The organism is Pseudomonas massiliensis, assembly GCF_000826105.1.
Classification (GTDB): Bacteria; Pseudomonadota; Gammaproteobacteria; order Pseudomonadales; family Pseudomonadaceae; genus Aquipseudomonas; species Aquipseudomonas massiliensis.
Map to the genome: position 1 here is coordinate 2,080,662 of NZ_CCYK01000007.1, position 24,084 is coordinate 2,104,745.

General features: G+C 63.5%; 18 protein-coding genes and 1 pseudogene. 5 read left to right on the forward strand and 14 right to left on the reverse strand.

What is annotated here, in order from left to right; translation table 11 throughout:
• Positions 1-19: 19 nt before the first annotated feature.
• The 4 genes from BN1188_RS20220 to BN1188_RS20235 are packed head-to-tail and all read right to left on the reverse strand — an operon-like array spanning position 20 to position 8,971.
• Positions 20-1,447 (reverse strand): efflux transporter outer membrane subunit, encoded by a 1,428-nt coding sequence (locus tag BN1188_RS20220; protein ID WP_040263485.1) that lies wholly within the window; start codon positions 1,445-1,447, stop codon positions 20-22.
• On the reverse strand, positions 1,444-4,557 hold the full coding sequence (locus BN1188_RS20225) for an efflux RND transporter permease subunit (protein WP_040263487.1): 3,114 nt from the start codon (positions 4,555-4,557) through the stop codon (positions 1,444-1,446). Before BN1188_RS20225 ends, BN1188_RS20220 begins: the two co-directional genes overlap by 4 nt.
• Complete coding sequence (locus BN1188_RS20230; RefSeq protein WP_040263488.1) at positions 4,554-7,754, reverse strand: efflux RND transporter permease subunit; 3,201 nt, start codon at positions 7,752-7,754, stop codon at positions 4,554-4,556. Before BN1188_RS20230 ends, BN1188_RS20225 begins: the two co-directional genes overlap by 4 nt.
• The gene (locus BN1188_RS20235; protein ID WP_040263489.1) at positions 7,751-8,971 is read right to left on the reverse strand and encodes an MdtA/MuxA family multidrug efflux RND transporter periplasmic adaptor subunit; all 1,221 of its coding nucleotides are present in this window, start codon (positions 8,969-8,971) and stop codon (positions 7,751-7,753) included. Before BN1188_RS20235 ends, BN1188_RS20230 begins: the two co-directional genes overlap by 4 nt.
• A 154-nt stretch (positions 8,972-9,125) precedes the next feature.
• Between BN1188_RS20235 and baeS the strand changes: the two genes are divergently transcribed.
• The gene (gene baeS, locus BN1188_RS20240; protein WP_088776231.1) at positions 9,126-10,514 is read left to right on the forward strand and encodes a sensor histidine kinase efflux regulator BaeS; all 1,389 of its coding nucleotides are present in this window, start codon (positions 9,126-9,128) and stop codon (positions 10,512-10,514) included.
• Between the two features lie 3 nt (positions 10,515-10,517).
• Positions 10,518-11,198, forward strand: coding sequence for a response regulator (locus tag BN1188_RS20245; RefSeq protein WP_040263491.1), 681 nt, complete (start codon positions 10,518-10,520; stop codon positions 11,196-11,198).
• Here BN1188_RS20245 and BN1188_RS20250 read toward each other — a convergent pair.
• The 5 genes from BN1188_RS20250 to BN1188_RS20270 all read right to left on the reverse strand — a co-directional run bounded on the left by BN1188_RS20250 (position 11,195) and on the right by BN1188_RS20270 (position 15,923).
• Positions 11,195-11,611, reverse strand: coding sequence for a response regulator (locus BN1188_RS20250; RefSeq protein WP_052469413.1), 417 nt, complete (start codon positions 11,609-11,611; stop codon positions 11,195-11,197). The genes BN1188_RS20245 and BN1188_RS20250 overlap by 4 nt on opposite strands.
• A gap of 323 nt (positions 11,612-11,934) precedes the next feature.
• Positions 11,935-12,138: a hypothetical protein gene (locus tag BN1188_RS20255; protein ID WP_040263492.1), complete on the reverse strand. Its 204-nt coding sequence runs from the start codon at positions 12,136-12,138 to the stop codon at positions 11,935-11,937.
• Between the two features lie 75 nt (positions 12,139-12,213).
• Positions 12,214-13,140 carry a Gfo/Idh/MocA family protein gene (locus tag BN1188_RS20260; RefSeq protein ID WP_040263494.1) on the reverse strand — a complete coding sequence of 309 codons (927 nt, stop codon included), beginning with the start codon at positions 13,138-13,140 and terminating at the stop codon, positions 12,214-12,216.
• A 126-nt stretch (positions 13,141-13,266) separates the two neighbouring features.
• Positions 13,267-14,541, reverse strand: a complete 1,275-nt coding sequence (locus BN1188_RS20265) for a glucarate dehydratase family protein (protein ID WP_040264400.1) — start codon at positions 14,539-14,541, stop codon at positions 13,267-13,269.
• Between the two features lie 35 nt (positions 14,542-14,576).
• Positions 14,577-15,923: an MFS transporter gene (locus tag BN1188_RS20270; RefSeq protein WP_052469414.1), complete on the reverse strand. Its 1,347-nt coding sequence runs from the start codon at positions 15,921-15,923 to the stop codon at positions 14,577-14,579.
• Between the two features lie 119 nt (positions 15,924-16,042).
• Here BN1188_RS20270 and BN1188_RS20275 point away from each other — a divergent pair, with 119 nt between their 5' ends.
• On the forward strand, positions 16,043-16,942 hold the full coding sequence (locus tag BN1188_RS20275) for a LysR family transcriptional regulator (RefSeq protein ID WP_040263496.1): 900 nt from the start codon (positions 16,043-16,045) through the stop codon (positions 16,940-16,942).
• Between the two features lie 107 nt (positions 16,943-17,049).
• On the opposite strand, the gene BN1188_RS22420 is transcribed toward BN1188_RS20275, so the two are convergent.
• From BN1188_RS22420 to BN1188_RS20285, 3 genes and pseudogenes are all read right to left on the reverse strand, one after another.
• Positions 17,050-17,913: a methyl-accepting chemotaxis protein gene (locus BN1188_RS22420; RefSeq protein ID WP_408633638.1), complete on the reverse strand. Its 864-nt coding sequence runs from the start codon at positions 17,911-17,913 to the stop codon at positions 17,050-17,052.
• Positions 17,905-18,672, reverse strand: a pseudogene (locus BN1188_RS22425) (MCP four helix bundle domain-containing protein); the annotation flags it as partial. The pseudogene BN1188_RS22425 and the gene BN1188_RS22420, both read right to left, overlap by 9 nt.
• Before the next feature lie 97 nt (positions 18,673-18,769).
• Positions 18,770-19,666: a TIGR02285 family protein gene (locus BN1188_RS20285; protein ID WP_157395829.1), complete on the reverse strand. Its 897-nt coding sequence runs from the start codon at positions 19,664-19,666 to the stop codon at positions 18,770-18,772.
• 159 nt (positions 19,667-19,825) lie between these two features.
• On the opposite strand from BN1188_RS20285, the gene BN1188_RS20290 reads away from it, so the two are divergent.
• Together BN1188_RS20290 and BN1188_RS20295 are read left to right on the forward strand one after the other, a co-directional pair.
• The gene (locus tag BN1188_RS20290) at positions 19,826-20,242 is read left to right on the forward strand and encodes a J domain-containing protein (protein WP_040263500.1); all 417 of its coding nucleotides are present in this window, start codon (positions 19,826-19,828) and stop codon (positions 20,240-20,242) included.
• 113 nt (positions 20,243-20,355) lie between these two features.
• On the forward strand, positions 20,356-20,610 hold the full coding sequence (locus BN1188_RS20295; RefSeq protein ID WP_040263501.1) for a hypothetical protein: 255 nt from the start codon (positions 20,356-20,358) through the stop codon (positions 20,608-20,610).
• Between the two features lie 30 nt (positions 20,611-20,640).
• Here BN1188_RS20295 and BN1188_RS20300 read toward each other — a convergent pair whose 3' ends face one another.
• Together BN1188_RS20300 and bamA are read right to left on the reverse strand one after the other, a co-directional pair.
• Positions 20,641-21,015, reverse strand: coding sequence for a hypothetical protein (locus tag BN1188_RS20300; RefSeq protein WP_148485276.1), 375 nt, complete (start codon positions 21,013-21,015; stop codon positions 20,641-20,643).
• A 539-nt stretch (positions 21,016-21,554) separates the two neighbouring features.
• Positions 21,555-23,924 (reverse strand): outer membrane protein assembly factor BamA, encoded by a 2,370-nt coding sequence (gene bamA / locus BN1188_RS20305; protein ID WP_040263504.1) that lies wholly within the window; start codon positions 23,922-23,924, stop codon positions 21,555-21,557.
• Between the last annotated feature and the right edge of the window lie 160 nt (positions 23,925-24,084).

A 24,084-nucleotide genomic window follows, 5' to 3' on the forward strand; every position in this document is an offset into this window, starting at 1 on the left:
GCGCCCTCAGGCGCGTCGCCTACCAGCCTCCGCCCAGCGCCACGATCAGCTCCACGCTGGTGACGAGTTGTGTACTGACCAGGCTCAGCAGGCTTTCCTGTTGGCTGAGCAAGGTAGCCTGGGTCGTGGCCACGTCCAGGTAGTCGATTTTCCCGGCTTCGTATTGGTCGACCGTGACCCGGGCTGACTCGGCGGCAGCGGCGACAGCTCGGGTACGAGCGGCCAGCTCTGGCTCCTGGGTGCGCAGTTGCACCAGGTAATCCTCGACTTCGCCAAGGCCTGTCAGCACGGTCTGTCGGTAGGCAGCCACCTGGGCATCGTAGCTGGCCCGGGCCTGGTCGACGCTGGCGCGGGTGGCACCGAAATCCAGCAGGTTGCCGGTCAACGAGGGGCCGATGGACCAGAAGCGGGTCGGAGCATTGAATAGCGTGCTCAGGCTGCTGGCCTGGTAGCCTCCGCTGGCGCTCAAGGTAAGGTCAGGGTAGTAGGCCGCCGTAGCGACGCCTACGGCGGCATTGGCGGCGGCCACTTCACGCTCGGCCGCGGCGATATCCGGACGACGCTCCAGTAACTGGCTGGGGAGCCTCACCGGGATGTCGGGTATATGCCAGGCCCAGGCGTCCTGGCCGCTGGCCGGGCGCGCCGCCAGGCTGAATTCTGCCGGGGCCTTGCCAATCAGCAAGGCAATGGCGTGTTCATATTGGGCGCGCTGCCACTGGTAGTCCAGCAGCGTGGCCCGGGCGCTTTCAAGTTGGGTCTGAGCCTGGGCCAAGTCCGCGCGGGAGCTGATCTGCTCTTCATATTTATTCTCTACCACCTTCAGGTATCGCTCGTAGGTCGACACCGTAGCCCGATACAGCTCCAGCTGCTGGTCGAGCAAACGCAGCTTGAAGTAATCCTGGGCCAACTCGGACTGCGCGCTCAAGGTCGCAGCAGCCAGGTCCGCGGCGCTGGCCTGGGCGCTGGCGCGGTTCTCCTCCAGCGTTCGACGTAGCTTGCCCCAGAGGTCCAGTTCCCAGCTGGCACTGAGCGTTGCCTGATGGGTATCGCTTGCCCCGGACTGGCTGCCTACCGTGCTGGAAGCGCTGCTGGCGCTTTCGCTACGGGTGCTGGCCAGGGTCGCGTCCAGGCTGGGGAACAGGTCGGCCCTGGAAGCCCGGGCCAACGCCAGGGCTTGCTGATACTGGGCCTGGTACTGCGCCACGTTCTGATTGTTCAGCGTCACCTGATCCATCAGCCCGTCCAACTGGGCATCGTGATAGGCCGTCCACCAGCGCCCCTTGGGCTGATCATCCTTGGGCGCGGCGGCAGTCCAGCCGGCGGCTTCCTTGAAGGCTACCGGGGCGGCGGCGCTGGGGCGTTGGTAGTCTGGCCCCACCATGCACCCGCCCAGCATGGCGAGCAGCAACAGTGAAGGGGCGAAACGGCAGAGGGCAGGCAACTTCATGAAAGACTCTCAGGGCCGAGGCGGCGAATTCGCAGATTCCACTGGCGGCGAGTGACGCGGCTCAAGCGGTCGAAATAGAGGTACAGCACAGGCGTGGTGAACAACGTCAGCAACTGGCTCAGCGCCAGGCCACCGCAGATGGCCAGGCCCAGGGGGCGCCGCAGGTCGGCATCGCCGCCGCTGGCCAGGGCCATGGGCAAGGCACCGAAGAACGCTGCCAGGGAGGTCATCAGAATCGGTCGCAGCCGTTGCCGGCAGGCTTCCACAATGGCTTGCTCAGGACTCATGCGTAGCTGGCGCTCGGCAACCAGCGCGAAGTCGATCAGCATGATGGCGTTTTTCTTCACGATGCCGATCAGCAGGAGGATGCCGATCAACGCAATGACCGTGAGCTGGGTACCGGTGATCTGCAGCAATAGCAGTGCCCCCAACCCGGCCGACGGGAGGGTGGACAGGATGGTCAGGGGGTGGATGTAACTTTCGTAGAGCACCCCTAGCACGATGTAGACCGCGAGCAACGCGGCGAGGATCAGCCACGGCATGCTGCTGGCCAGCGAGGCGCTGGCGGCAGCCGTGCCAGAGTAGCTGCCGTGCACCTGGGACGGCAGGCCGATCTGTTGCAATGCTGCCTTGACCGCGGCCTGGGCGGCTTCCAGGGTGACCCCGTCGGCCAGGTTGAAGGCCACTGTGCTGGTCGCCGACTGCCCGGCGTGGGCGACGGACAAGGGCGCCTCGGCGCTGGCGAACCGGGCGATGGCGCTCAACGGTACTTGTGCGCCCTGGTCGTTGATCAGGTACAGCTCGCTGAGCACGCTGGGGTCCTGGCTGTAGCGGGCAGCCAGGTCCATGATCACGTAATACTGGTTCAGCGTGCGATAAACCGTGGCCACGTTGGCCTGGCTGAAGGCGTTGCCCAGGAAGCTGTCCAGATCATCCACGCTGACGCCGAGCCGGGAAGCGGCAGCGCGGTCGATTTCCAGCATCACTTCCTGGCCGCCCGTCTGCGCGTCCGAATCCACCGAAGTCAGCTGAGGCAGGCGACGCAGCGCCTGCTCGACCTTGGGCGTCCAGGTCCGTAGCAGGGCCAGGTCATCGGCCTGGAGGCTGAACTGATAGGTGGCGTTGGCGCTGCGCCCCCCGATGTGCAGGTCTTCGATGGGCATGGCGAACATCTGGATGCCCGCATGGGTGCTGTAGGCCTTGCTCAACCGGTTGGCGATCTGCTGGGCCGTCGCCTGTCGCTCGCTGAAATCCTTCAGGCGAATGAACAACTGCGCCGTATTGCGCGAGCCGAAGCCCCCGCTGCCGGTCGATGCCATGACCGCGGCCACGTCCGGATCCTTGGCCATGGCCTGGGAGATCTCCAGGATGTAGGGCTTCAGTGCCTGGTAGGAAATGTTCTGGTCGGCCCGGATGGCGCCCATCAGAACGCCTGTATCCTGGGCCGGGAAAAACCCCTTGGGCACCACGGTATAGAGGTAAATATTCAAGACCAGTGTCAGCAACAGACTGAACAGGGTCAGCAAGCGATGCCGCATGACCCAGCCGAGCGCGCTCAGGTAGAGCGCCTGCAGGTCATCCAGCACGGCTTCGATCGCCCGATACAGGCGTGGCGCTCGCTTGCCCGAGGGTGCCGGGCGCAGAAACGCTACGCAGAGCACCGGCGTAATGCTCAGGGACACCAGCATGGACAGGCCTAGGGCGATGCTCAGGGTTACGGCGAATTCGCGGAAAAGTCGCCCGACGATGCCGCCCATCAGAAGCAGAGGAATGAACACCGCTACCAGAGAGACCGTCATGGACAGCACGGTGAAACCCACTTCCCGAGTCCCCTGCAAGGCCGCCCGCAGGGGGCGCATGCCGCGCTCCTGATAGGTGGCGATGTTTTCCAGCACGACTATGGCATCGTCCACCACAAAGCCGGTGGCGATGATCAGCGCCATCAGCGACAGGTTATCCAGGCTGTACCCCAGCACGTACATGGCCGCGCAGGTACCGACCAGGGACACGGGCAAGGCCACCGCGGGAATGAGGGTCGCACGCAGGTTGCGCAAGAACACGAACACTACCGCTACCACCAGCAGTACGGCGATCAGCAAGGTGACTTCCGTGTCGCGCAGAGAAGCGCGAATGGTGGGCGAGCGGTCGATGACCTTCACCAGTTGCACATCGCCCGGCAGCATGGCCTGCAGCGTAGGCATGAGCGCGCTTACCGCGTCTATGGTGTCGAGCATGTTGGCCCCGGCCGAGCGGGTAACGCCGAGGGTCACCGAGGGCTGTCCGTTGTAGTAGCCAGCCACGTACACATCTTCCACGGCATCGTAGACCCTGGCGACGTCGCGAAGGTAAACCGCGGCGCCGTCATGGTAGCCCACGACCAGGCCTTGGTAGTCGGCCGCGGTCTCCAGCTGCTGATTGGTTTCGATGGCCCAGCTTTGCGCACCCATCTGCAGCGCCCCCACGGGCTTGTTACGAGTGGCGTTGCTCAAGGTATCGCTGACCTGCGTCAGACTGATGCCCGCATGGCTGAGCGGCTGCGGCTGCACGTCCACCCGCACCGCCGGCAGCGAGCCACCGCGCACCGAAACCTGCCCTACTCCCTGCACCTGGGCGATCTTCTGCTGCAACAGACTGGACGCCAGGTCGTACAACTGGCCAGCATCCCGGGTCGCCGAGGTCAGCGCCAGCATGATCACCGGGCCATCGGAGGGATTTGCCTTGCGATAGGTCGGCAGCGACTTCATCGCGCTGGGAAGCAGGCTGCGAGCGGCGTTGATAGCTGCCTGTACGTCGCGAGCGGCGCCGTTGATGTCACGGTCCAGATCGAACTGCAGAACGATGTTGGTCGAGCCCTGGCTACTGCTGGAGGTCATTTCGGTAACCCCCGCGATTTGCCCCAGGGTACGCTCCAACGGTGTGGCCACGGTCGCGGCCATGGTTTCCGGGCTGGCCCCCGACAAGCTGGCTTCCACCATCACGGTGGGGAAGTCCACCTGGGGCAGCGGCGCCACGGGTAGCAGGCTATAGCCCAACCCGCCGAGCAGCAGCAGGGCCAGGGTCAAAAGCACCGTGGCCACGGGCCGGGCGATGAATACGCGGCTCAGGTTCATGCCGTGCTCCGGACGCGCAGGCACCGTTGCAGTCTTTCAGCCAGGCGGTCGAAGGCCAGGTAGATCACTGGGGTTGTGAACAGGGTAAGCAGTTGGCTGAGCAGCAGCCCGCCAACGATGACCAGGCCCAGTGGCCGTCGCAGTTCCGCGCCCGCCCCGGTGGCGAACATCAGGGGCACCGCGCCGAGCAACGCTGCCATGGTGGTCATCAGGATAGGCCGCAAGCGCAACAGGCAGGCACGATGGATGGCGTCACGGGGGGTCAGCCCTTCTGCCCTGCCTTGCAAGGCGAAGTCGACCATCATGATGGCGTTCTTCTTGACGATGCCGATGAGCAGGATTACCCCGATCAGCGCGATGAGGGAGAAATCGCTGCCACTGAGCAACAACGCCAGCAGCGCGCCGATCGCCGCCGATGGCAGTGTCGAAAGGATGGTAAGCGGATGGATGTAGCTCTCATAAAGCACGCCCAGAACGATGTACATGGTCAAGAGCGCGGCCAGGATCAGCCAGAGGGTATTGGCCGATGCCTGCTGGAAAGACGCCGCCGCGCCTTGGTAGCGGAGGGTCACGGACGCAGGCGCGTCCACCTGCTTCAGCGCTTCGGCCACGGCCTTCTGGGCATCTTCCAGGGAGTGACCCTCGGCAAGGTTGAACGATACCGTCACCGCCGGAAACTGGCCCAGTCGATTCAATGACAGGGCGCCGGTGCGCTGGCTGATCCTGGCAATGCTGCTCAGCCGCACCAGGCTGGTACTGGCCGTGCTGCTGGAACTGGCAGTCGAGCTGCTGCTCGTGCTGGAGCCGACGCTGCTGGTAGTGCCGGTAGTGCTCGAGCTGGACGTAGCGGTCGTGGTTGTGCTGTCCGTGCCGGCCGCCAGGTAGATCTGGTCGAAGGCCGCCATGGATTGCTGGAACTTGCCAGGCACCTGCAGTACCACGCGGTACTGGTTGGCCTGGGTGAAGATGGTGGAGATGAGCCGCTGGCCAAAGGCGTTGTACAGGGCGGCGTCCACGTCTGCGGCGGTGATGCCGAAGCGCGCCGCGGCCTGGCGGTCAAGGTCGACGTAGGCGACCAGGCCCTGGTCCTGAAGGTTATCGATGACATCTTTCATTTCCGACCGTTGTTGCAGCGCGGCCATCAGTTTGGGCAGCAGGGCGGCCAGGCGAGCGCTGTCGGCGTCGTCGAGGGTGAACTGGTATTGGCTAGGCGTGAGCTGGTCGTCCACGCTCAGGTCCTGAGCCGCTACCATGTCCAGGCGGATGCCGGCCACCGCCTGGCTGGCCTGAGCCAGCCGGGCGATCACTTCGTCAGCGCGCTCGTCTCGCTCGCTGAATGGCTTGAGCTGGATCTGCAGGCGCCCGTTGTTCAGGGTCGCGTTGGTGCCATCCACGCCCAGGGTGGAGGATACCGAGGCCACGGCCGGGTCGCGGCCGACCACCTCGACCATCGCGGCCTGTCGGCGGGCCATTTCACTGAAGGAGACGTCTTGGGAGGCCCGGGTGAAACCCTGGATCAGCCCAGTGTCCTGGTTCGGGAAGAAGCCCTTGGGCACTGCCAGGTAGAGCGCCGCGGTCAAAGCGAAGGTGCCGATGGCCACCAGCAAGGTCAGCCCTTGATGCGCCAGCACCCAGCCCAGGCCGCGGTCGTAGGCTTGAGTAAGACGGGTGAACTGATGTTCGCTCCAACGGGCGAAGCGGCCCTGCTCCTCAGGCTTGAGATGCTTGAGCAGATACGCGCAAAGCATCGGCGTCAGGGTAAGGGAAATCACCATGGACACCAGGATCGCCACGGCCAGGGTAATGGCGAACTCACGGAATAGCCGGCCTACCAGGTCCCCCATGAACAGCAGTGGGATCAGTACCGCCACCAGGGACAAGGTAAGCGAGATGATGGTGAAGCCGATCTCCCCAGACCCCTTCAGGGCGGCCTGCATCGGGCTATCGCCCTCTTCCAGGTGACGGGAAATGTTCTCCACCACCACGATGGCGTCGTCGATCACGAATCCAGTCGCGATGGTCAGCGCCATCAGGCTGAGGTTGTTCAGGCTGAAGCCGGCCAGGTACATCACCCCAAAGGTGCCCACCAAGGACAGTGGAACGGCGGCGCTGGGAATCAGGGTAGCGGTGATATTGCCCAGGAAAACGAAGGTCACCATCACCACCAGGGCGATGGACAGTACAAGTTCGAACTGCACGTCGTGAATGGACGCCCGGATCGTCTGCGTGCGGTCAGCCAGCACCTGCAACTTCACGCTGTCCGGCAAGGCTTGCTGCAGGCTCGGGAGTTGCGCCTGGATGGCATCGACCACCTGAATCACATTGGCCCCAGGCTGTCGTTGTACGTTGATGACGATGGCGGGCTGGCCGTTGGCGCTGGCGGCCAGGTAAGCGTTCTCACTGCCGTCTTCGGTGGCGGCCACGTCACGCAGGAAAAGGGCCGCGCCATTCTCGTACTTCAATACCAGGTCGCCGTACTGCTGGGCGTCGCGCAACTGATCGTTGGCATCGATGGTAATCGAGTGGTCCGGCCCGTCGAAGCCGCCTTTGGAGCCGTTGACGTTGGCGTCGTTGACGGTGTCGTAGAGGTCTTCCAGGGTCAGCCCATGTGCGGCCAGCGCGGCCGGGTCGGCGTTGATGCGTACCGCCGGCTGGTGCCCGCCAGCCAGGCTGACCAGGCCAACGCCCTTGATCTGGGACAGCTTCAGGGCTATTCGGGTATTGATCAGGTCCTGCACCTGGGTCAGCGGCAGGCTGTCGGAGGTGGCGGCCAGGGTGATCACCGCCGTATCGGCCGGGTTGACCTTCTTGTAGGTGGGCGGGTTGGGCAAGTCCGATGGCAAGAGGCTGTCAGCGGCATTGATGGCGGCTTGCACTTCCTGCTCGGCTTCATCGAGCGACAGGCTCAAGGCGAACTTGAGGTTGATCACCGAGGCGCCCGCTGAACTGGTGGAATACATCTGCTCCAGACCCGCCATCTGGCCCAGCTGACGCTCCAGAGGGGCGGTCACCGATGTGGCCAGTACGGTCGCGCTGGCGCCCGGATAAAGCGCGGTGACCTGGATGGTGGGATAGTCCACTTCCGGCAGCGCCGAGGTAGACAACAGGCGATAGGCGAAGGCGCCGGCACAGAGCACGGCCAGCATCAACAGTACCGTGGCCACCGGCCTTTGGATGAACAGGCGTGACGGGTTCATGGACGCGCCTCGCTGCCGGCGACCTCGGTGGCTTGTTCGACCGTGACCTGGATACCGTCGCGTAGATGATCGATGCCACGGGTGACTACCCGCTCGTCCGCGGTCACCCCCTCGAGGATCACGGTGCGATCTCCCGTCACCGGACCGCTGGTGACCGCACGGCGTACTACCTTGTCGCTGGTATCGAGTACGTAAACGAAGTTGCCACTGGCGCCCAGTTGTACGGCGGCCGAAGGTACGGTCACCGCCTGGCTCAAGACCTGAGTGCGGACCTTCACGTTGACGAACTGGTTGGGATACAGCTTCTGGTCGGCATTGGAGAACCGGGCCTTGAGCTTGATGCTGCCGGTGGCGGTGTCGATCTCGTTGCTGATGAACTTAAGCTCGCCCGTGGCCAGCTCCAGATCCTGCTGCGCATCCAGGGCTTGTACCGGCAAGGCCTGGCCAGCGCGCAGCTTGGGCAACAGTTCGGCCAACTGCGCCTGGGGCAGGCTGAAGGTCACGGCAATGGGGTCGGTTTGGGTCACGGTCACGATGCCAGTGGTGTCGCTGGCATGCACCATGTTGCCAGGGTCCACCAGGCGCAGGCCGACGTAGCCGTCGATGGGCGAGACGATACGGGCGTACTCCAGGTCCAACCGGGCAGCGGCGATCTGCGCTTCGTCGGCTTGCACAGCGCCCTGGTATTGGCCCACGGTGGCGGCCTGGGTGTCCAGGTCCTGGCGGGCCAGAGAATCCTTGTCGAACAGCCGCTGGTAGCGCGCCAGGGTCAGCTGGGCGCTCTTGAGCAGGGCGCGGTTCTGCGCCAGATCGCCCTGGTACTGGGCCAGGGTCGCCTGGTAGCTTCGAGGGTCGATCTGGGCCAGTAACTGGCCTTTTTTCACAGGCTGTCCTTCGGTGAAATACACCGCTTGCAGCTGGCCATCCACCCGACTGGTAACGGTGACCGAGGCGTTGGCCACTACCGTCCCAAGCGCCGTCTGATAGACCGGCACATCCTGGCGCTGGGCCTGACCCACCGTCACCGTCACCCCGGCGGAGCTGCCGCCGGCCATGCTTGGGCCACCTGGCCCGCCCGGAGCCGCGGGCGGGCCGCCCATTGGAGCACTCTGGTTGCCATGCAGCGAGCGCCAGACACCCATGCCCACGAACACTACGGCCAGGGCGGCCGCTATGACAAAAAGAATGCGGAGGGTACGCCTGGATCGTTCAGCCATCTGTTCCTGCTCTTGAAAAAAGCCCGCCGGACATGGCAAGGCACGGCGCAATGGTGGCCGACAAATGTGCAGGGAAAATGGAGTTTGCCCGCCGCACTTGAATCAGCCGGCCGGGGCGTCCTAAATAGCAGGGCCTTCACGATGCGTAGCCCCCATGAAAATCAGCATTTCCAGCAAGCTTTTCCTTGCCGTGCTCGCCAGCGTCCTGCTGGTGATCGTCAGCATGGGCGCGGCCAGCAATTGGAGTTTCGCCCGTGGCTTCGTCGGCTATCTCAACGAGCTGGCAATGCAGCGGGTCGACGCCCTGGTACCGCGCATGGCTCAGGCCTATGTCGCTGAAGGCGGCAACTGGGATTTTATCCGCCATCACCCCCAGCGCTGGTTCGATCTACTGCGGCCGGACCCTCCGGCGACCCCCGAAGAACATGAAATGCGCATCCCGCCAGCCTCCGACCTTACAGGCACCGTGTTCCGCACGGCGCTGCTCGACGCCCGGCACCAGCGGGTGGCCGGCTATCCTGCTATCGGTGACGACGCCTTGCTCGCGCCCATAGACGTGGCTGGCAGCACTGTCGGCTGGATAGCCGTGAGCCCTTTCCAGAGCGTGACCGAGGCTGGCGGCGAGCGCTTCCAGCAGTACCAGCTGCGCACCAGTATCGCCATGGGCCTGGTGTCGTTGCTGCTCGCCATGCTCATCGCAGCCTGGATATCCCGCACCCTGCTGGCCCCGGTCAAGCGGGTGGCGGCGGCCACCCATCGCCTGGCGGCCGGCGAGTATCAGAGCCGAGTCACCGTAAGAACCCAGGACGAAGTGGGCCAACTGGCCGCCGACTTCAATCACCTGGCTCATACCCTGGAGCGTAACGAGCAAGTGCGTCGGGAGTTCATGGCCGATGTGTCCCATGAGCTGCGTACGCCTTTGTCGATCCTCAGGGGAGAGCTGGAAGCCATCGAGGACGGCGTGCGCCGCCTGGACGCCGCATCGGTGAAATCCCTGCAAGGAGAGGTCGCCATGCTAAGCAAGCTGGTGGACGATCTGTATGAGCTATCTCTCGCGGATGTGGGTGCCCTCGCCTACCGCAAGCAGCCCTGCGATCTGGCCCAGCTGGTGTCGCTGTGCGTCGGTAGTTTCCAGGAGCGCTATGCCGAACGAGGCATCGAGCTGAGACTCACGTCGCTTCACGGCCCGCTGCGGGTGGAGGCCGACCCTGCGCGCCTACAGCAGTTGCTGAACAACCTGCTGGAGAACAGCCTGCGCTACACGGACCGCGGCGGTGAGTTGCGCATCGGCCTCGCTCAGCAAGAGACTCAGTGGCGCCTGGACTTTCAGGATTCCGCGCCCGGCGTGACACCGGCGCAACTGGCCAGGTTGTTCGAGCGATTCTATCGAGGCGAAGGCTCTCGCAGTCGAGCCAGCGGCGGCGCCGGCCTGGGCCTGGCCATTTGCAGCAGCATCGCCCAGGTCCATGGTGGCGAGCTGAGCGCAGCCCCGTCGCCCCTGGGCGGGTTATGGCTGACGCTGCGCCTGCCGAAAGCGGTATAGGCGATGGCAGCGCCCATCCTGATCGTCGAGGACGAGCCCAAGTTGGCCGCGCTTCTGCGCGACTACCTTGAAGCCGCGGGCTTCCCTACCCTCTGCGTGGCCAACGGCCTGGATGCTGCGGCGGCGGTGCGTACCCATCGGCCGCGTCTCGTCCTGCTGGACTTGATGCTGCCCGGACGCGACGGCCTGGAGGTGTGCCGGGACATCCGTTCGTTCAGTCCGGTGCCCATCATCATGCTTACCGCTCGGGTGGAGGAAAGCGACCGCCTGCAGGGGCTGGACCTTGGCGCAGACGACTACGTGTGCAAGCCCTTCAGCCCCCGTGAGGTGGTCGCCAGGGTGAAGGCGGTCCTACGCCGCGCGCCGTCGATTGCCAGCCCTACCCCCGGCGGCGCTCGCCTAGTGATCGACCACGAGGCACACCAGGCCAGCTTTGACGGCGTGATGCTGGAGTTGACCCGGGTAGAACTGCGCCTGCTGGATACCCTTTCCAGCGCGCCGGGGCGAGTGTTCTCCCGGGACCAATTGCTTGACCACCTGTATCCGGACCGGCGCATCGTGACCGACCGGACCGTGGACAGTCACGTGCGCAACCTGCGACGCAAGCTGGCCCAGGCTTGCCCGGGGGATGACCCTATCCAGTCTTTATACGGCGTGGGTTACAAATGGGCCGCCGCTTCCTAGACACGGTGCTGTTGCACGAAGGAAGCCGCCAGCAACTGCCGCAAAACGCCCTCGAGTTCCGCCGCCTGAAATGGCTTGTGGATGACCGGCACGCCTGGAAACTGAGCCTGGACCTCGGCGCCCGGGTTTCCGGAGACGAAGGCAAAGGGAATGCCTCGCGCCTGCAGGGTACGGGCAACGCCGAACACCGGCTGGTTGTCCAGGTAGACATCCAGCAACGCCAGATCGAAGTTACCGCTTTCAGCCAGCCACTGCCCTTGCTCCAGCGTATGGGCCAGGCGCACCCCCTCGCCCACGCCCACGGCGTCCAGCAGGGCTTCGACGAACATGCTGACCAGCGCGTCGTCTTCAACCACCAATACTCGCAGGTCATGTAGACGGTCATCGCCCCAGGGGGCGCCTGGTAATGTCATGTGCAGCACTCGTGCAAGTTGTGGAGATGAATCATGGACGCTGGCGTCCTAACGCTACGGGGCCGCGCGCCATTTGTCGAGCGGGGCGATGACAAGACCCGGCAACGGCCCAGGGCCAGCGCGCGCTGTCCGTCTGAAGCCCCTTGGCGATGAGGAAGTATGCATCGGCATGAGATGCCAATGTCGGCAACCACGCGCACGAGCAGGTTATCAGTGTCCAACTGGCGGACTGGGTCTGATGGGCCAGGCCAACGAAGACGCTTTGGTCACAGCCTGGCAATTGGCAGCGCTATGCTGATGATAACGCTGCCTTCATGAAGCCTTCAGTCGGCTCCAAGGTTTTCGTCGTCTCGACTCTGACGATCCTGTCGCGTAGTAGGTTGTGGCCGCGCGGCCTCGCCTGGCTTGCCGCCGCTGGAGCCGGTGATGCCGCTTCCGGCATCTTCCGGGCGGCCAGGCAGGCCACGGGCGTCTTCGGGCCGGTCACGACGAGGCCACTGCCGGCCGCTGGTGTTATCGGATTTCATGGAAGTCTCCGGGGCTGAGGGTTTCGAAGGATTTGAAAACCTGAGGCCTCGGAGAGTTCTATCCGCAATGCCCGCCTACTCGTAAAACGGCTCGACGGTCGTCCGTTCCCCAGCGAAGAAGGCATCAGCCACCACCCGCAGGGGCTGCACGTCCATGTCCTGGCCGCATGCCTGGACCAGTTCGTGGAAATGCCGGTACAGCGCAGGGTACTCGCCCTCCTCCGACACTGCCATTGGCATGCCGTCGAGGGTGACAACGGCGCCACCCTGGTCAAGGCGCAGGGTGCCATCTTCGGCCTCCAGTTCAATGCGCCAGAGCTCATCATGGCCATGATCGAAGTCCAGGTCCACGCTCACCGGCAACCCTTGGGCGTCACGCAAGGCCATGGTCGCGGCAATGGGGGCCTGGCAATTGGCGGGTACCCGCAGCTCGGCCTGTTCAATGAACAAGGACGTGGGCAGCAGCTCGGTCACGATGGACAAGGCATTGATGCCAGGGTCGAACACCCCCAGGCCTCCGGCGCGCCAGATCCATGTTTGCCCCGGGTGCCACTTGCGAACGCTTTCTTTCCACTGCACCCGCACCGCCTTGAGCGGCCGCCCCACGAGCCAGGCGCGAGCAGCCTCTACCCCCGGAGCGAACCGGGAATGCCAGGCGAACAGGCCGGCGAGCCTGGCGTCGCGGGCCTGGGCCACCAGGGCCATGGCCTCGCCCAGGCTAGCGCAAGGCGGTTTCTCCACCAACACGTGCTTGCCGGCCTTCAGAGCCTCATGGACAAGACCATGGCGGCCTTGCGGTGGCGTGCAGAAGGCGATGGCATCGAGGCCCGGCTGCGACGCCAGTAGCTCGGTAAGCGTGCCGAAGTTGGGCACACCCGGGCAAGGCGCGCCCTGGGTCGCAACCCCCTCCAGGGAAAACATCGGGTTGGCGCGAATGGCAGGCAGGTGCTGATCCTGGGCGATCTTGCCGTACCCCACCAGGCCAAGACGAATGGGCTGCATCGAACACTCCTGTTGTATTGTTGTAGAGAGCCAAGCCTGCCGATTGTAGGAGCCCGTGCAGCCGACGGATAGCTCCCGGGCGGAAAAGCCCTTTGCGAGCTGCCGCTGGCTTTCATCAGCATCGCGTCAATAGCGAGGCTTGACCGCCTTCCAGTCCGGCTTGTAGCGCTGCATCTGACGCACGTCGTCCCTTTGCCGTATTCCACAGCTCAGGAACTGGTCATGAAGTTTGCCCAGCTGATCGTGATCAAGCTCTACTCCCAGCCCTGGCGCCTTGGTGATGCTCACGCAGCCATTGCGAATAGGCAGCTTGCCGCCCTTGATCACTTCCTCGTCGGGTTCCTGCCACGGATAGTGAGTGTCGCAGGCGTAGTCCAGGTTGGGGGTCGCGGCGGCCACGTGGGCCATGGCCATGAGGCTGATGCCAAGATGGGAGTTCGAATGCATGGAGACCCCCAGGCCAAAGGTGGCGCATAGCTTGGCCAGGTGCTGCGTATCGCGCAGGCCGCCCCAGTAATGATGGTCGGCGAGGACGATCTGTACGCTGTTCAGAGCCACGCTGCGGCGCAACTCATCGAAGTCGGTGACCACCATGTTGGTGGCCAGCGGCAGACCGGTACGCCGGTGCAGCTCGGCCATGCCCTCCAGGCCCGGCGTGGGGTCTTCGTAGTATTGCAGGTCATCGCCAAGCAGCTCTGCCATGCGCAGTGCGGTTTCCAACGACCAGTTGCCGTTGGGGTCGATTCGCAAGGGGTGGCTGGGGAAGGCCCGCTTGAGAGCCTTGATGCAGGCTACCTCGTGCTCGGGCGCCAGGGCGCCGGCCTTGAGCTTGATGCTCTGGAAGCCATAGGCTTCGATCATGCGCCCGGCCTGTGCCACGATCTGGGCCTCGGTCAGGGCCTCGCCCCAGTTGTCCGGCGGATAGGGGCTGTCCACATGCTGAGCGTATTTGAAGAACAGGTAGGCGCTGAACGGCACCTGGTCACGAACCACGCCACCGAGGAGGTCCACCAGCGGGCGGTTCAACGACCGCGCCTGGAGATCCAGGAAGGCCACTTCGAACGCGGAATAGGCATTGCTCACGGCCTTGCTGGCATGTGAACCGGGTGCCAGCTCGGCGCCTGCCAGGCTCGCTGGCTTGTGGGCCGCCACCGTGCCTTGCACGATCCGGCGCAGGGCGGCAAGGTCGAAGGGGTCCAGGCCGATCAGCTGTTCGCGTACCGCCTGCTGGATAGCCAGGGCCGGCGCGTCGCCGTAGCTTTCGCCCAGGCCTACGTAGCCATTGTCGCTTTCAACCTCGATGATCGAGCGCAACGCCCAGGGTTCATGGATGCCGCTGGCATTGAGCAGTGGCGGATCGCGAAAGGCGATAGGGGTGACGGTGACACGGGTGATCTTCAAGGTGGGTACTCCCTTCGAGATATCGAGCATTGGCTTCAGGCGGTGGCGGCTTCGGGCTTGTTCCGGCCCACGGGCTGTTGGCCAGGGCCGGGTTTGCCTCGGGCGAACATCACCACCACGGCCGCCAGTACCGAGGTGAGCGCTAGCCCGTACAGGCCACCCTGGATGGAGCCAGTGGTCTGTTCAAGGAAGCCGAAGGCGGTGGGTGCCACGAAGCCACCCAGGTTGCCGATGGAGTTGATCAGGGCAATGACCGCCGCGGCGATGCGGGCATCCAGATAACCCTGGGGCAGCGGCCAGAAAAGCGCCGAGGCTGCCTTGAAACCGATGGCGGCGAAACAGATGGCCACGAAGGCGAACACAGGCCCGCCGGTGGTGGACATGAACATACCGAGAGCGGCAATCAGCAGCGTCAGCGCGCACCAGGCCTGCTGGTGCCGCCATTTGCTCGCCAGCGCGGCGAAGCCATACATGGCGACGATGGAAATCAGCCAGGGAATGGCATTGAGCAGGCCCACCTGGAAATCTCCCAGGCTGCCCATTTTCTTGATCATGCTGGGCAGCCAGAACGTAGCGCCATAGATGGTCAAGGCCACGGAGAAATAGATGAAGCAGAAGAGCAGGATCTGCCGGTCCGCCAGCAGGCGCCACACGGACGGGCGCCCGCCCCGTTCCGCCTCGCGGGCCGCCTGCTCGGCGGCGATGGTGCTGATCAACGCTTCTTTCTCCTGCGCGCTGAGCCACTTGGCTTCGTGGGGGTGGGATTGCAGGTACAGCCAAACGAAGGCGCACAGGACTACCGAAGCGAAACCTTCGATGAGGAACATCCATTGCCAGCTATGCAGCCAGGGTAGGCCCAGGCTAAGCAGCCCGCCTGACACTGGCCCGGAAATCACCGACGCAATGGCTGAACCGCTGAGAAACACGGCCATGGCCTTGCCTCGCTCGGAACCTGGTAGCCACTGAGTGAAGTAGTAGATGATGCCTGGGAAGAAGCCGGCCTCGGCCGCGCCGAGGATGAATCGCAATACATAGAAACTGGTTTCGCCTTTCACGAACGCCATGGCCATGGCCGCCACGCCCCAGGTGAGCATGATCCGAGCCAGCCAGGCGCGGGCGCCGTAGCGTTGCAGCAGCAGGTTCGACGGGACTTCGAACAGGGCATAACCGATGAAGAACAGCCCGGCCCCCAATCCATAGGCAGCCGCGCCTATGCCCAGGTCGGCTTCCATGTGGCTGCGTACAAATCCGATGTTCACTCGATCGATATAGTTGACGATGAACATCACCACGAAAAGCGGCAATACATGACGCTTGACCTTGCTCGCCGCCCGGGCGAGCGCCTCTGGCGAAACGGCATTGAGGGACTGGTTCACTGGCATCTCCTGCTATTGTTCTTTTGGTCGCAAGGCAGCTTGCTAGGGCTGTGGGGAGATAATGGACGCCGGTATTGTTCCGGTCTAATCTAGTTTTGCTAGCCATTGATACCTGGAATGAATCAGTGTTTGAACTTGCCCAGCTTCGCTGCTTTGCCGCGGTCGCCTCTGAATTGAATTTCCGCCGCGCAGCGGAGCGCCTGAACATGACCCAGCCACCGTTGAGCCGGCAGATCCAGCTGCTGGAGCATCAGCTAGGGGTCGCCCTCCTTACCCGCAACACGCGCAGCGTGGCGCTGACCGCTGCGGGGCGGGCCTTCTTCGTGGAAGCCCAGAGCTTGCTGGAGCGCGCGGAAATGGCGGCGGTGTCCGCGCGACGATTCGCCGCCGGAGACATTGGCTCGGTCACCATCGGCTTCGTGGGCAGCGCGGTCTATGAATTTCTTCCCAAGGTGATCACCGAAGCCCGTGAGCAACAGCCCAATGTGAACATCGCTCTCACGGAAATGAACACCGCCCAGCAGCACGAGGCGCTACGGGCCCGCCGTATCGACCTGGGGATTGCCCGGGCACCCTTCCATGAGCCTGGCTTTGCCAGCGAGCGTCTGGTGCGCGAGCCTTTCGTGCTGGCGCTGCCGGCCGGGCACCCGTTGGCCGGGCGTGCTCGAGTGGAGGTGCAGGACCTCCACGGGGAGGCCTTCCTGATGTACTCCCATGCCGCCTATGCCCCTTTCAACGAACTCCTGACCGGGATGTTCCGATCCGCCGGAGTCACGCCCAACTATGTGCAGTGGCTAGGCTCATCCCTGACCATTCTGGCCTTGGTGAACGCCGGCATGGGCTTGGCCCTGGTGCCCCGTTGCGCCACTACCGTGGTATTCAAGGACGTGGTGTTCAAGGCCATGCAACTGGGTGAGGGGGTGCAGAGCGAGCTGCATCTGGTCTGGCGAGCGGACAACGATAATCCGGCCTGCCAGATGCTGCTCGAAGCGATACGCGGGGCGGTGGAGACGGACGCCATGTAGCGGGGGACTGCCCCGTTCGGGAGCTTCGCCCCACTCCTACAATGGTATGCAGTCCAGTGTAGGAGACGGACGCCGTGTAGCGGGCGGAGCTCGCGCGGGCCCGGTGTCTACAGACTGAACCGCTTGACCAGCCCATTGAGGTCCGTGGCCAGACGGGCCAACTCATGGGTGGCTACGCTGGTTTGCTGCGCCCCGGTGGCGGTCTGGATGGACAGATCGCGGATGCTGACCAGGCTGCGATCCACTTCGCGGGCTACCTGGGCCTGTTCCTCGGACGCGCTGGCGATCAGCATGTTTCGATCGTTGATGCTGGCCACGGCCTCGGTGATGGTCGCCAGGGCCTGGCCGGCGGCATTGGCCTTCTCCATGGTAGTCCGGGCGCGGTCCGCGCTGTGCTGCAAGGCGTCTACGGTCAGGCCTGTGCCCTGCTGGATGCTTCCGATCATGGTTTCGATTTCACGGGTGGATTCCCCGGTGCGATGGGCCAGCGCGCGGACTTCATCGGCCACCACTGCGAAGCCGCGGCCCGCATCGCCTGCCCTGGCCGCCTCGATGGCAGCGTTCAGGGCCAGCAGGTTGGTCTGTTCAGCCACGGCGCGGATCACGTCCAGCACGGTGCTGATGCTTCGGGTCTGTACAGCCAGGGCCGCCGCGCGGTCAGAGGCGCTCATGACGTCATCGGTCAAAGACTGGATCGAAGCGATGGCATCGGTCAACTGGCCACGGCCCAGATCCGCGGAACGGCTGGACGCTCGGGAGGCTTCAGAGGTAGAGACTGCGTTGGAAGCCACTTCCTCGACGGCCGCGGTCATCTGATTGACGGCCGTGGCCGCCTGCTCGATCTCCGCATTCTGGCGCTGCATACCGCGGGTGCTCTCTTCCATCACCGCGCTCATCTGTTCCGCGGCAGCCGAGAGTTGCTGAGAGGATTCGCCGATCTGCCCGATCGTCTGGCGCAGGTTGGCCTGCATGCTGCCCAGCGAGGCGAACAACTGGGTGGCCTCGTCCTGGCCGTCACGCTGAACCGCACCGGTAAGATCGCCCTGGGCAATGCGATCGGCGAAGCCTATGGCCTGGCGCAGCGGCCCGATGATACTGCGAGTGAGCACCAGTGCCAGTACCAGGGTCGTGGCCAGCGCCACCAGTATGGCGCCGATGATCACACCTCGGGCGCGACTGTAGGCAGCGTCGGAATAGGCGGCGGCCTGCTGGGCGCCTGCCTGGTTGTAATCGCGAAGGTCGGCCAGTTTCTGGTTGAGTACCGGACCAAGGCCTGCCAGGGCCTGGTTGATCGGGCCCATGACGCTGTCAGGCGCGCTGCTGGCGATACTCCGCTGACGCTCATCCAGTTTGCTCGCATACTGACCAAAGGTATCGCGTGCCGCGTTGAACACCTCACGCTCCTGAGGGCTGGCAATCAGCGCTTCATACTGTTGCAGGCCACGCTTGATGTCCTGGATCGAGGCACTCACCAGTTCATCGCTCTTGCGGTAGGTTTCCGGATCCTTGAAAGCGAGCTGGCGTAGGGATTCGACCCGGATGCGCGCAAAGCTCAGGGCGATGTTGTCCGCCGTGGCCTGGCTTTTCATCCAATGGTCCTCGACCGTGGCGCCGGAAGCCCGGATCGTCGCCATCTGGAACAGGCTGAAAATACCGACTCCCGCCAATAGCATGGCTACCAGGGCGAAGAACAGCAGGGTCCGGTGGGCGATCTTTATTTTTCTTAGCATGGTGATGGTCCTGATAGGCGACAGGCGCAGGCCGGGTTCGATATTGCAGTATCGGCGCGACGGGCATGAACTTGAACGCAACCTTCAATCGCCGCAGTCATTCCCTGGGCAGGCGAATGCCCCACTGGGCATACACCAGGCTGGCATAGGCGGCCCTGGCCGGGGGCGCCAGGTCGCGTGCATAAAGGGCGGCCACCTCGGCACGGATATGCGGAATGGTGCGATCGATGCTGGCGATCACGGCTTGCCCGAGGCGGCTGCGCGAGCAGGCAAAATAACCAAAAATGGCTGCCGGGGACCCTTGCAGGGGATAGGCGCGCAGCGGTCGGGGCACGCTGCTCTCCTGCTTGGACAAGTAGGTGATTTCCCCTGGGTAGGCCAGCACGCCATCGATTGCCCGGTCGTGAGCCATGAGCATGTTGATCAGGCCGCGCAGTTGGTCCTTGGAATAACGCCGGTACACGGGCCCGCGCTCGCCGTAGCTGTCGATCACCTGATCCAGCGTTGCACCGTAGCGGCGACCGCCCAGTACGCCGAGGCGGAAGGTACCGGTGTCCAGCAGCCCGCGCAGGTCCACGGCGCCATTCTCCTGGGCCAGGGCCGCATGCCCGGCAGAGATGAACAGCTGTACCGGCAGCATCAACAGGTAAGGTTCGCTGAACGTCATGAAACGTTCGCGCTCAGGCGTTTTGAGAAAGCCCGCAAAACACACATTTTCCCGGTTCTTCATTTCCTGTTCGATGCGCTGGTAGTTGGGCGGCACGGCCTGCAGCACATGTTCGTAGCCAGGCAGGTTCGCCACGGCGACGCCCTGTGCATAGTCACCCACGCCATGTTCAGGCCCCGACACCATGAACAGCGGCGGGAAGTCGATGGTCATCCAGCGGAGCGTGGGCTGGTCCGTAGGCGCCTCGATGGCCATGGCGATGCCGTGGACCAGGCATAACAGCCAGGGTAGCAAGCGACGCTTGGCGCGCATGAGAAATTGTTCCAAGACCTGTTCCGCTATCAAGCCTAGGTGGCGTCTCACCCAAATACCAGCCTTTGAGCAGAGCACCGCCGGTGAGGGCGCCAGGCACTTGTCTAAAGTTCGATGTATCAGTGCCGATACGCTGCTCGCCGGGTCAACGCCTGCTGCCGGACGGAGCACTGCATGCACGAAATTCCTACTCACTATGCCAACCTGCATGTCGCGCGCAATGCTCCAGCGGAAGTCATTCGCGCAGCGTACAAGACGCTTATGCAAAAACATCATCCTGACCGTCACCCGCAGGACCCTGAGGCCGAGCGGGTGGTTCGTCTGTTGAACGAAGCGTATGCGGTGCTCAACGACCCCCAGCAACGCGCTCTGCACGACGCCTGGATCGCTGCCCAGAAAGAACTACGCTTACGGGCTCAGCTCGAACAACTGCGTCAGGTGCCCTCGCGCACGGGGCCGCGCGCGCCCTATGCCCAGCGCTGGCTCTGGATCGCATTGGCCGTGGCGCTGGCCTTTGCGCTAGGCATGGGACTGGCCTCGGCATTGACCAGCGCGGTTCATACCCCGCCTGCTGCCACCTGGCGGCGTTGAAACCCGGTCAGGAATTATCGCCCAAGAGGTGGGTCTATGGACTTTATCGGGAATGGACGGCCACTTGGCCGCCACACTTAATGTCGAATGCAAGGTAAAGAGGACCTCGGATAATGGCGAACTCCCCTCTGGACAGCCTTCACGCACCCACCTGGCGACACATGCTCGACAATCTGCAACAGGCCTCGGATTTTCTGGAGATACGGGAAAGCGCGGCCCGTGCCAATGGCTACCTACGCTGCCTGACGGATTTCGGGCTGGTCAACCTCGGCCAGCACAAGGCAATGGCTGAGCGTATCGATACAGCTTCCCAGCAGCGCATGGAAGCGCTGCGCCATGCTGCGGCAGGCTCGGCTGACCCTTGGTAGGTGTGTGATCGGCAGTGGGAGCCTACGCGTTCATATAAGGCCATCGAGTTCAGACCGTGGGCACACTCGCCAAGGCACGCGCCCGGAGGCTTCTCGGCAGTGCCAGGCCTGCAGGTAGAAGCGGTCCTCGACCTGTTCCACGCCGCGAAGGATGAAACCCAGGGTTGCCATACCCCCAAGCTCGACATCGTAGAGAGGCGGAAAAAGCGCCTCCTCATGGGCGCTTGCGGTACGCAGGCTTGCCGCCAGCGACCAGCGGCCCAAGGGCCCCCATTGCGCAGGCTGCACCTGCACATCGCCTCGCACACCCTCCTCCGCCCGGATAGCCTTAAGCTCCTTGGGTACGCCCAGTACGTACATTTGAGTAATCTGGTAATACATGGGCCCGCCCAACACTGTATGCATGGACAGTATTTTTGCCGAGCCTGGGTTTGAGTGCAAAGCTATTCGTCGGATGAAGCAACGGCTGCCCTGTGAAAGCGAAGCGTCGGGAATAGGCTGGATGCGTTCAACCAAATCTACGACTGGGGGCCCTACAGCGGATCCATTTCTTCCGGCTACGGATCCATAACAGCTCTTCTTTCACGCTTCATTTCCCCTTTAAAGAACCGCTGCGATACGCCGATAAGTGGAATAACAAAAGGGGACAATGAATCATGCGCAGCACTCATCACCACACAGTTTCAATGCAAAGGTCGCAGACTTTCATGCGCGCCGACCGCCTCCTGCTGGCAGGCACCTGCGCCGCCGTGTGCGGCTGGGCCGTTACCTTGACCTGGCTGTGGATGGCCTGAACCATGGGGCTGTCGCGTGGCCAATGGCTTTCGTTGCTCGCTTGCGTAAGCGCCTGTCTGTTGCTGGATGCCGAATTGTGGCGTCACCTGGGAGCCTGATACTGCAAGCGCTGTCTATTGCCAGGCAACCTGCTTCTCTTATCACAGTCTTTAGAAGGTCTGCCCCAGGGAGAACTGGAACACCTGGGTTTCAGCCCCTTCGGGCTTCTTCACCGGAAGCGCCAGGCTGAAGCTCAACGGCCCCAAGGCGGAGTACCAGGTCACGCCCACGCCCAGGGACGCGGCCATTTCACTGAAGTCCACGCCTCCGCAACTTTCCGTGGTGCTCAGGTAGCATTTGCTGCTGAACACGCTACCACCATCCATGAACAGGCTGGTGCGTACGGACTTCTGGTCCTTGACGAATGGCAGCGGGAACAGATACTCCACGCCGCCGGTGATCATGATGTTGCCGCCCAGGGCATCAGTATCACGGTCGCTGTAGTAGGCCTGGCCCATACTGCTGTAAGTGCCCGTGGCCGGGGTGCTGCGCGCGCCCAGGGTACTGTCCTTGAAGCCCCGAACCGAGCTCAGCCCGCCGGCCAGGTAGTTCTCGTAGAACGGCAGGCCGTCGGTGCCGCCGTAGCCATTGCCGTACCCAAGCTTGGTGTGGAAGCGTACGGCCTGGTTATCGCCCAACGGAGCAAATACCTGACCGGAATAGTCCACCTTGTAGAACTGCAGGTCGCTACCCGGCAGGGTGCTCATCAGGGTCAGATTCTGGGAGTAGCCCTTGGTCGGCAGGGTGCCGCGGTTCAGAGCCGATTGAGACCACCCCACCGTCGCCTTGAAGTTGGTGAACTCGCTGCCCTCGCGCTGCACGAAGTCGTACAGCTCATCCGCGCTGTAGGTTCCCAGGTCGATGGCGTCATGCTGCACCGAGACGCCATAGCTCAGGCGTGACGTTTCGCTGATCGGATAGCCGAGCGTGATGCCGGTGCCCAGGCTATTGATGGAGTAGTAGGACACGTCGTCGTCGTCATACAGCTTGCTGTAGTCAGTGCTCTTGTAGAAAACGTTGTAGCCAAGGCTGACGCCGTCCGGCGTGAAATAAGGGTTGGTAAAGCCGAAGTTATAGCTGCTTTGGTACTCCGAACGAGTCAGGCCGATGCTCACCTGATTGCCGGTACCCAGGAAGTTGCTCTGGCTGATGGAGCCGCCCAGGATCAGGCCCGCGCTCTGGGCGAAGCCCACACTGGCGGTGATCGAGCCGGAGGGTTGTTCTTCCACCGAGTAGTTCACGTCCACCTGGTCGTCGGTGCCAGGCACCGCCGGGGTTTCCACGTTCACTTCCTTGAAATAGCCCAGGCGCTCCAGGCGCGTCTTGGACTGGTCGATCAGGTAGGTCGAAGCCCAGCCGCCTTCCATCTGGCGCATTTCACGGCGCAGTACCTGGTCTTCGGTCTTGGTGTTGCCGCGGAAATTGATGCGGTTCACGTAGGCACGCTTGCCGGGGTCCACGGCGAAGGTGATGTCCACGGTGTGGTCGTCGTCATGGGGCTGGGGCACGCCGTTGACGTTGGCGAAGGTATAGCCCTCGTTGCCCAGACGGCGGGTGATCAGGTCGGAGGTGGAGGTCATCACCTTGCGCGAGAACACCTGGCCGGGCTTGACCAGCAACAGGTCGCGGATCTGCTCCTCGGGCACCTTCAGGTCGCCGGACAGCTTGACCTCGCGCACCTTGTACTTCTCACCTTCGTTGATATTGATGGTGATGTAGACGTGCTTCTTGTCCGGGGTGATGGACACCTGGGTGGAGGCGATGTCCATGTTGATGTAGCCGCGGTCCAGGTAATAGGAGCGCAGCCGCTCCAGGTCGCCGGACAGCTTCTCGCGGGCGTACTTGTCGTCGTTCTTGAAGAACGACAGCCAGTTGGTGGTCTTGAGTTCGAACAGGTCGACCAGATCCTGCTCGGGGACCACGGTGTTGCCCACCACGTTGATGTGCTGGATGGCCGCCACCGTGCCTTCGTTGATCTTGATCTTCAGGCCCACGCGGTTGCGCGGCTGGGTGACCACCTCGGTGTCCACCGTGGCCGAATAGCGGCCCTGGGCCACGTACTGGCGCTGCAGCTCGTTGCGCACGCCCTCGAGGGTGGCGCGCTGGAAGATCTCGCCCTCGGCCAGGCCCGACTGCTTCAGGCCCTTGAGCAGGTCGTCGCTGGAGATGGCCTTGTTGCCTTCGATTTCGATGCTGGCGATCGAAGGCCGCTCCACCACGTTGATCACCAGGACGTTACCGTCGCGCCCCAGTTGAATGTCCTGGAAGAAGCCGGTCTTGAACAGCGCGCGGGTCGATTCCACCAGCGTGCGGTCGTCGGCCTGCTCGCCCACGTTCAGGGGCAAGGCGCCGAAGACGCTGCCGGCGGACACCCGCTGCAGGCCGTTGACTCGGATATCGGAGATGGTGAAGGACTCGGCGTGGGCAGTGCCGGCAAAGAGCACGGCCGCCACCAGTGGTAACAGCGAGACGCAGCGCATGTAGAGTTCTATCCAGTTGACACTCCTTTCGCAGCCCACGAGGACGGTATGGCCTGCAAGGAGCAAGTATCGTCACCGCCGGGCGGTGTACGCTGTAATCGAGCGGCAAGGAGCTTACTGCACGGCCAGGCGAACTAACTTGTCCGCATTGTCAGGCCGC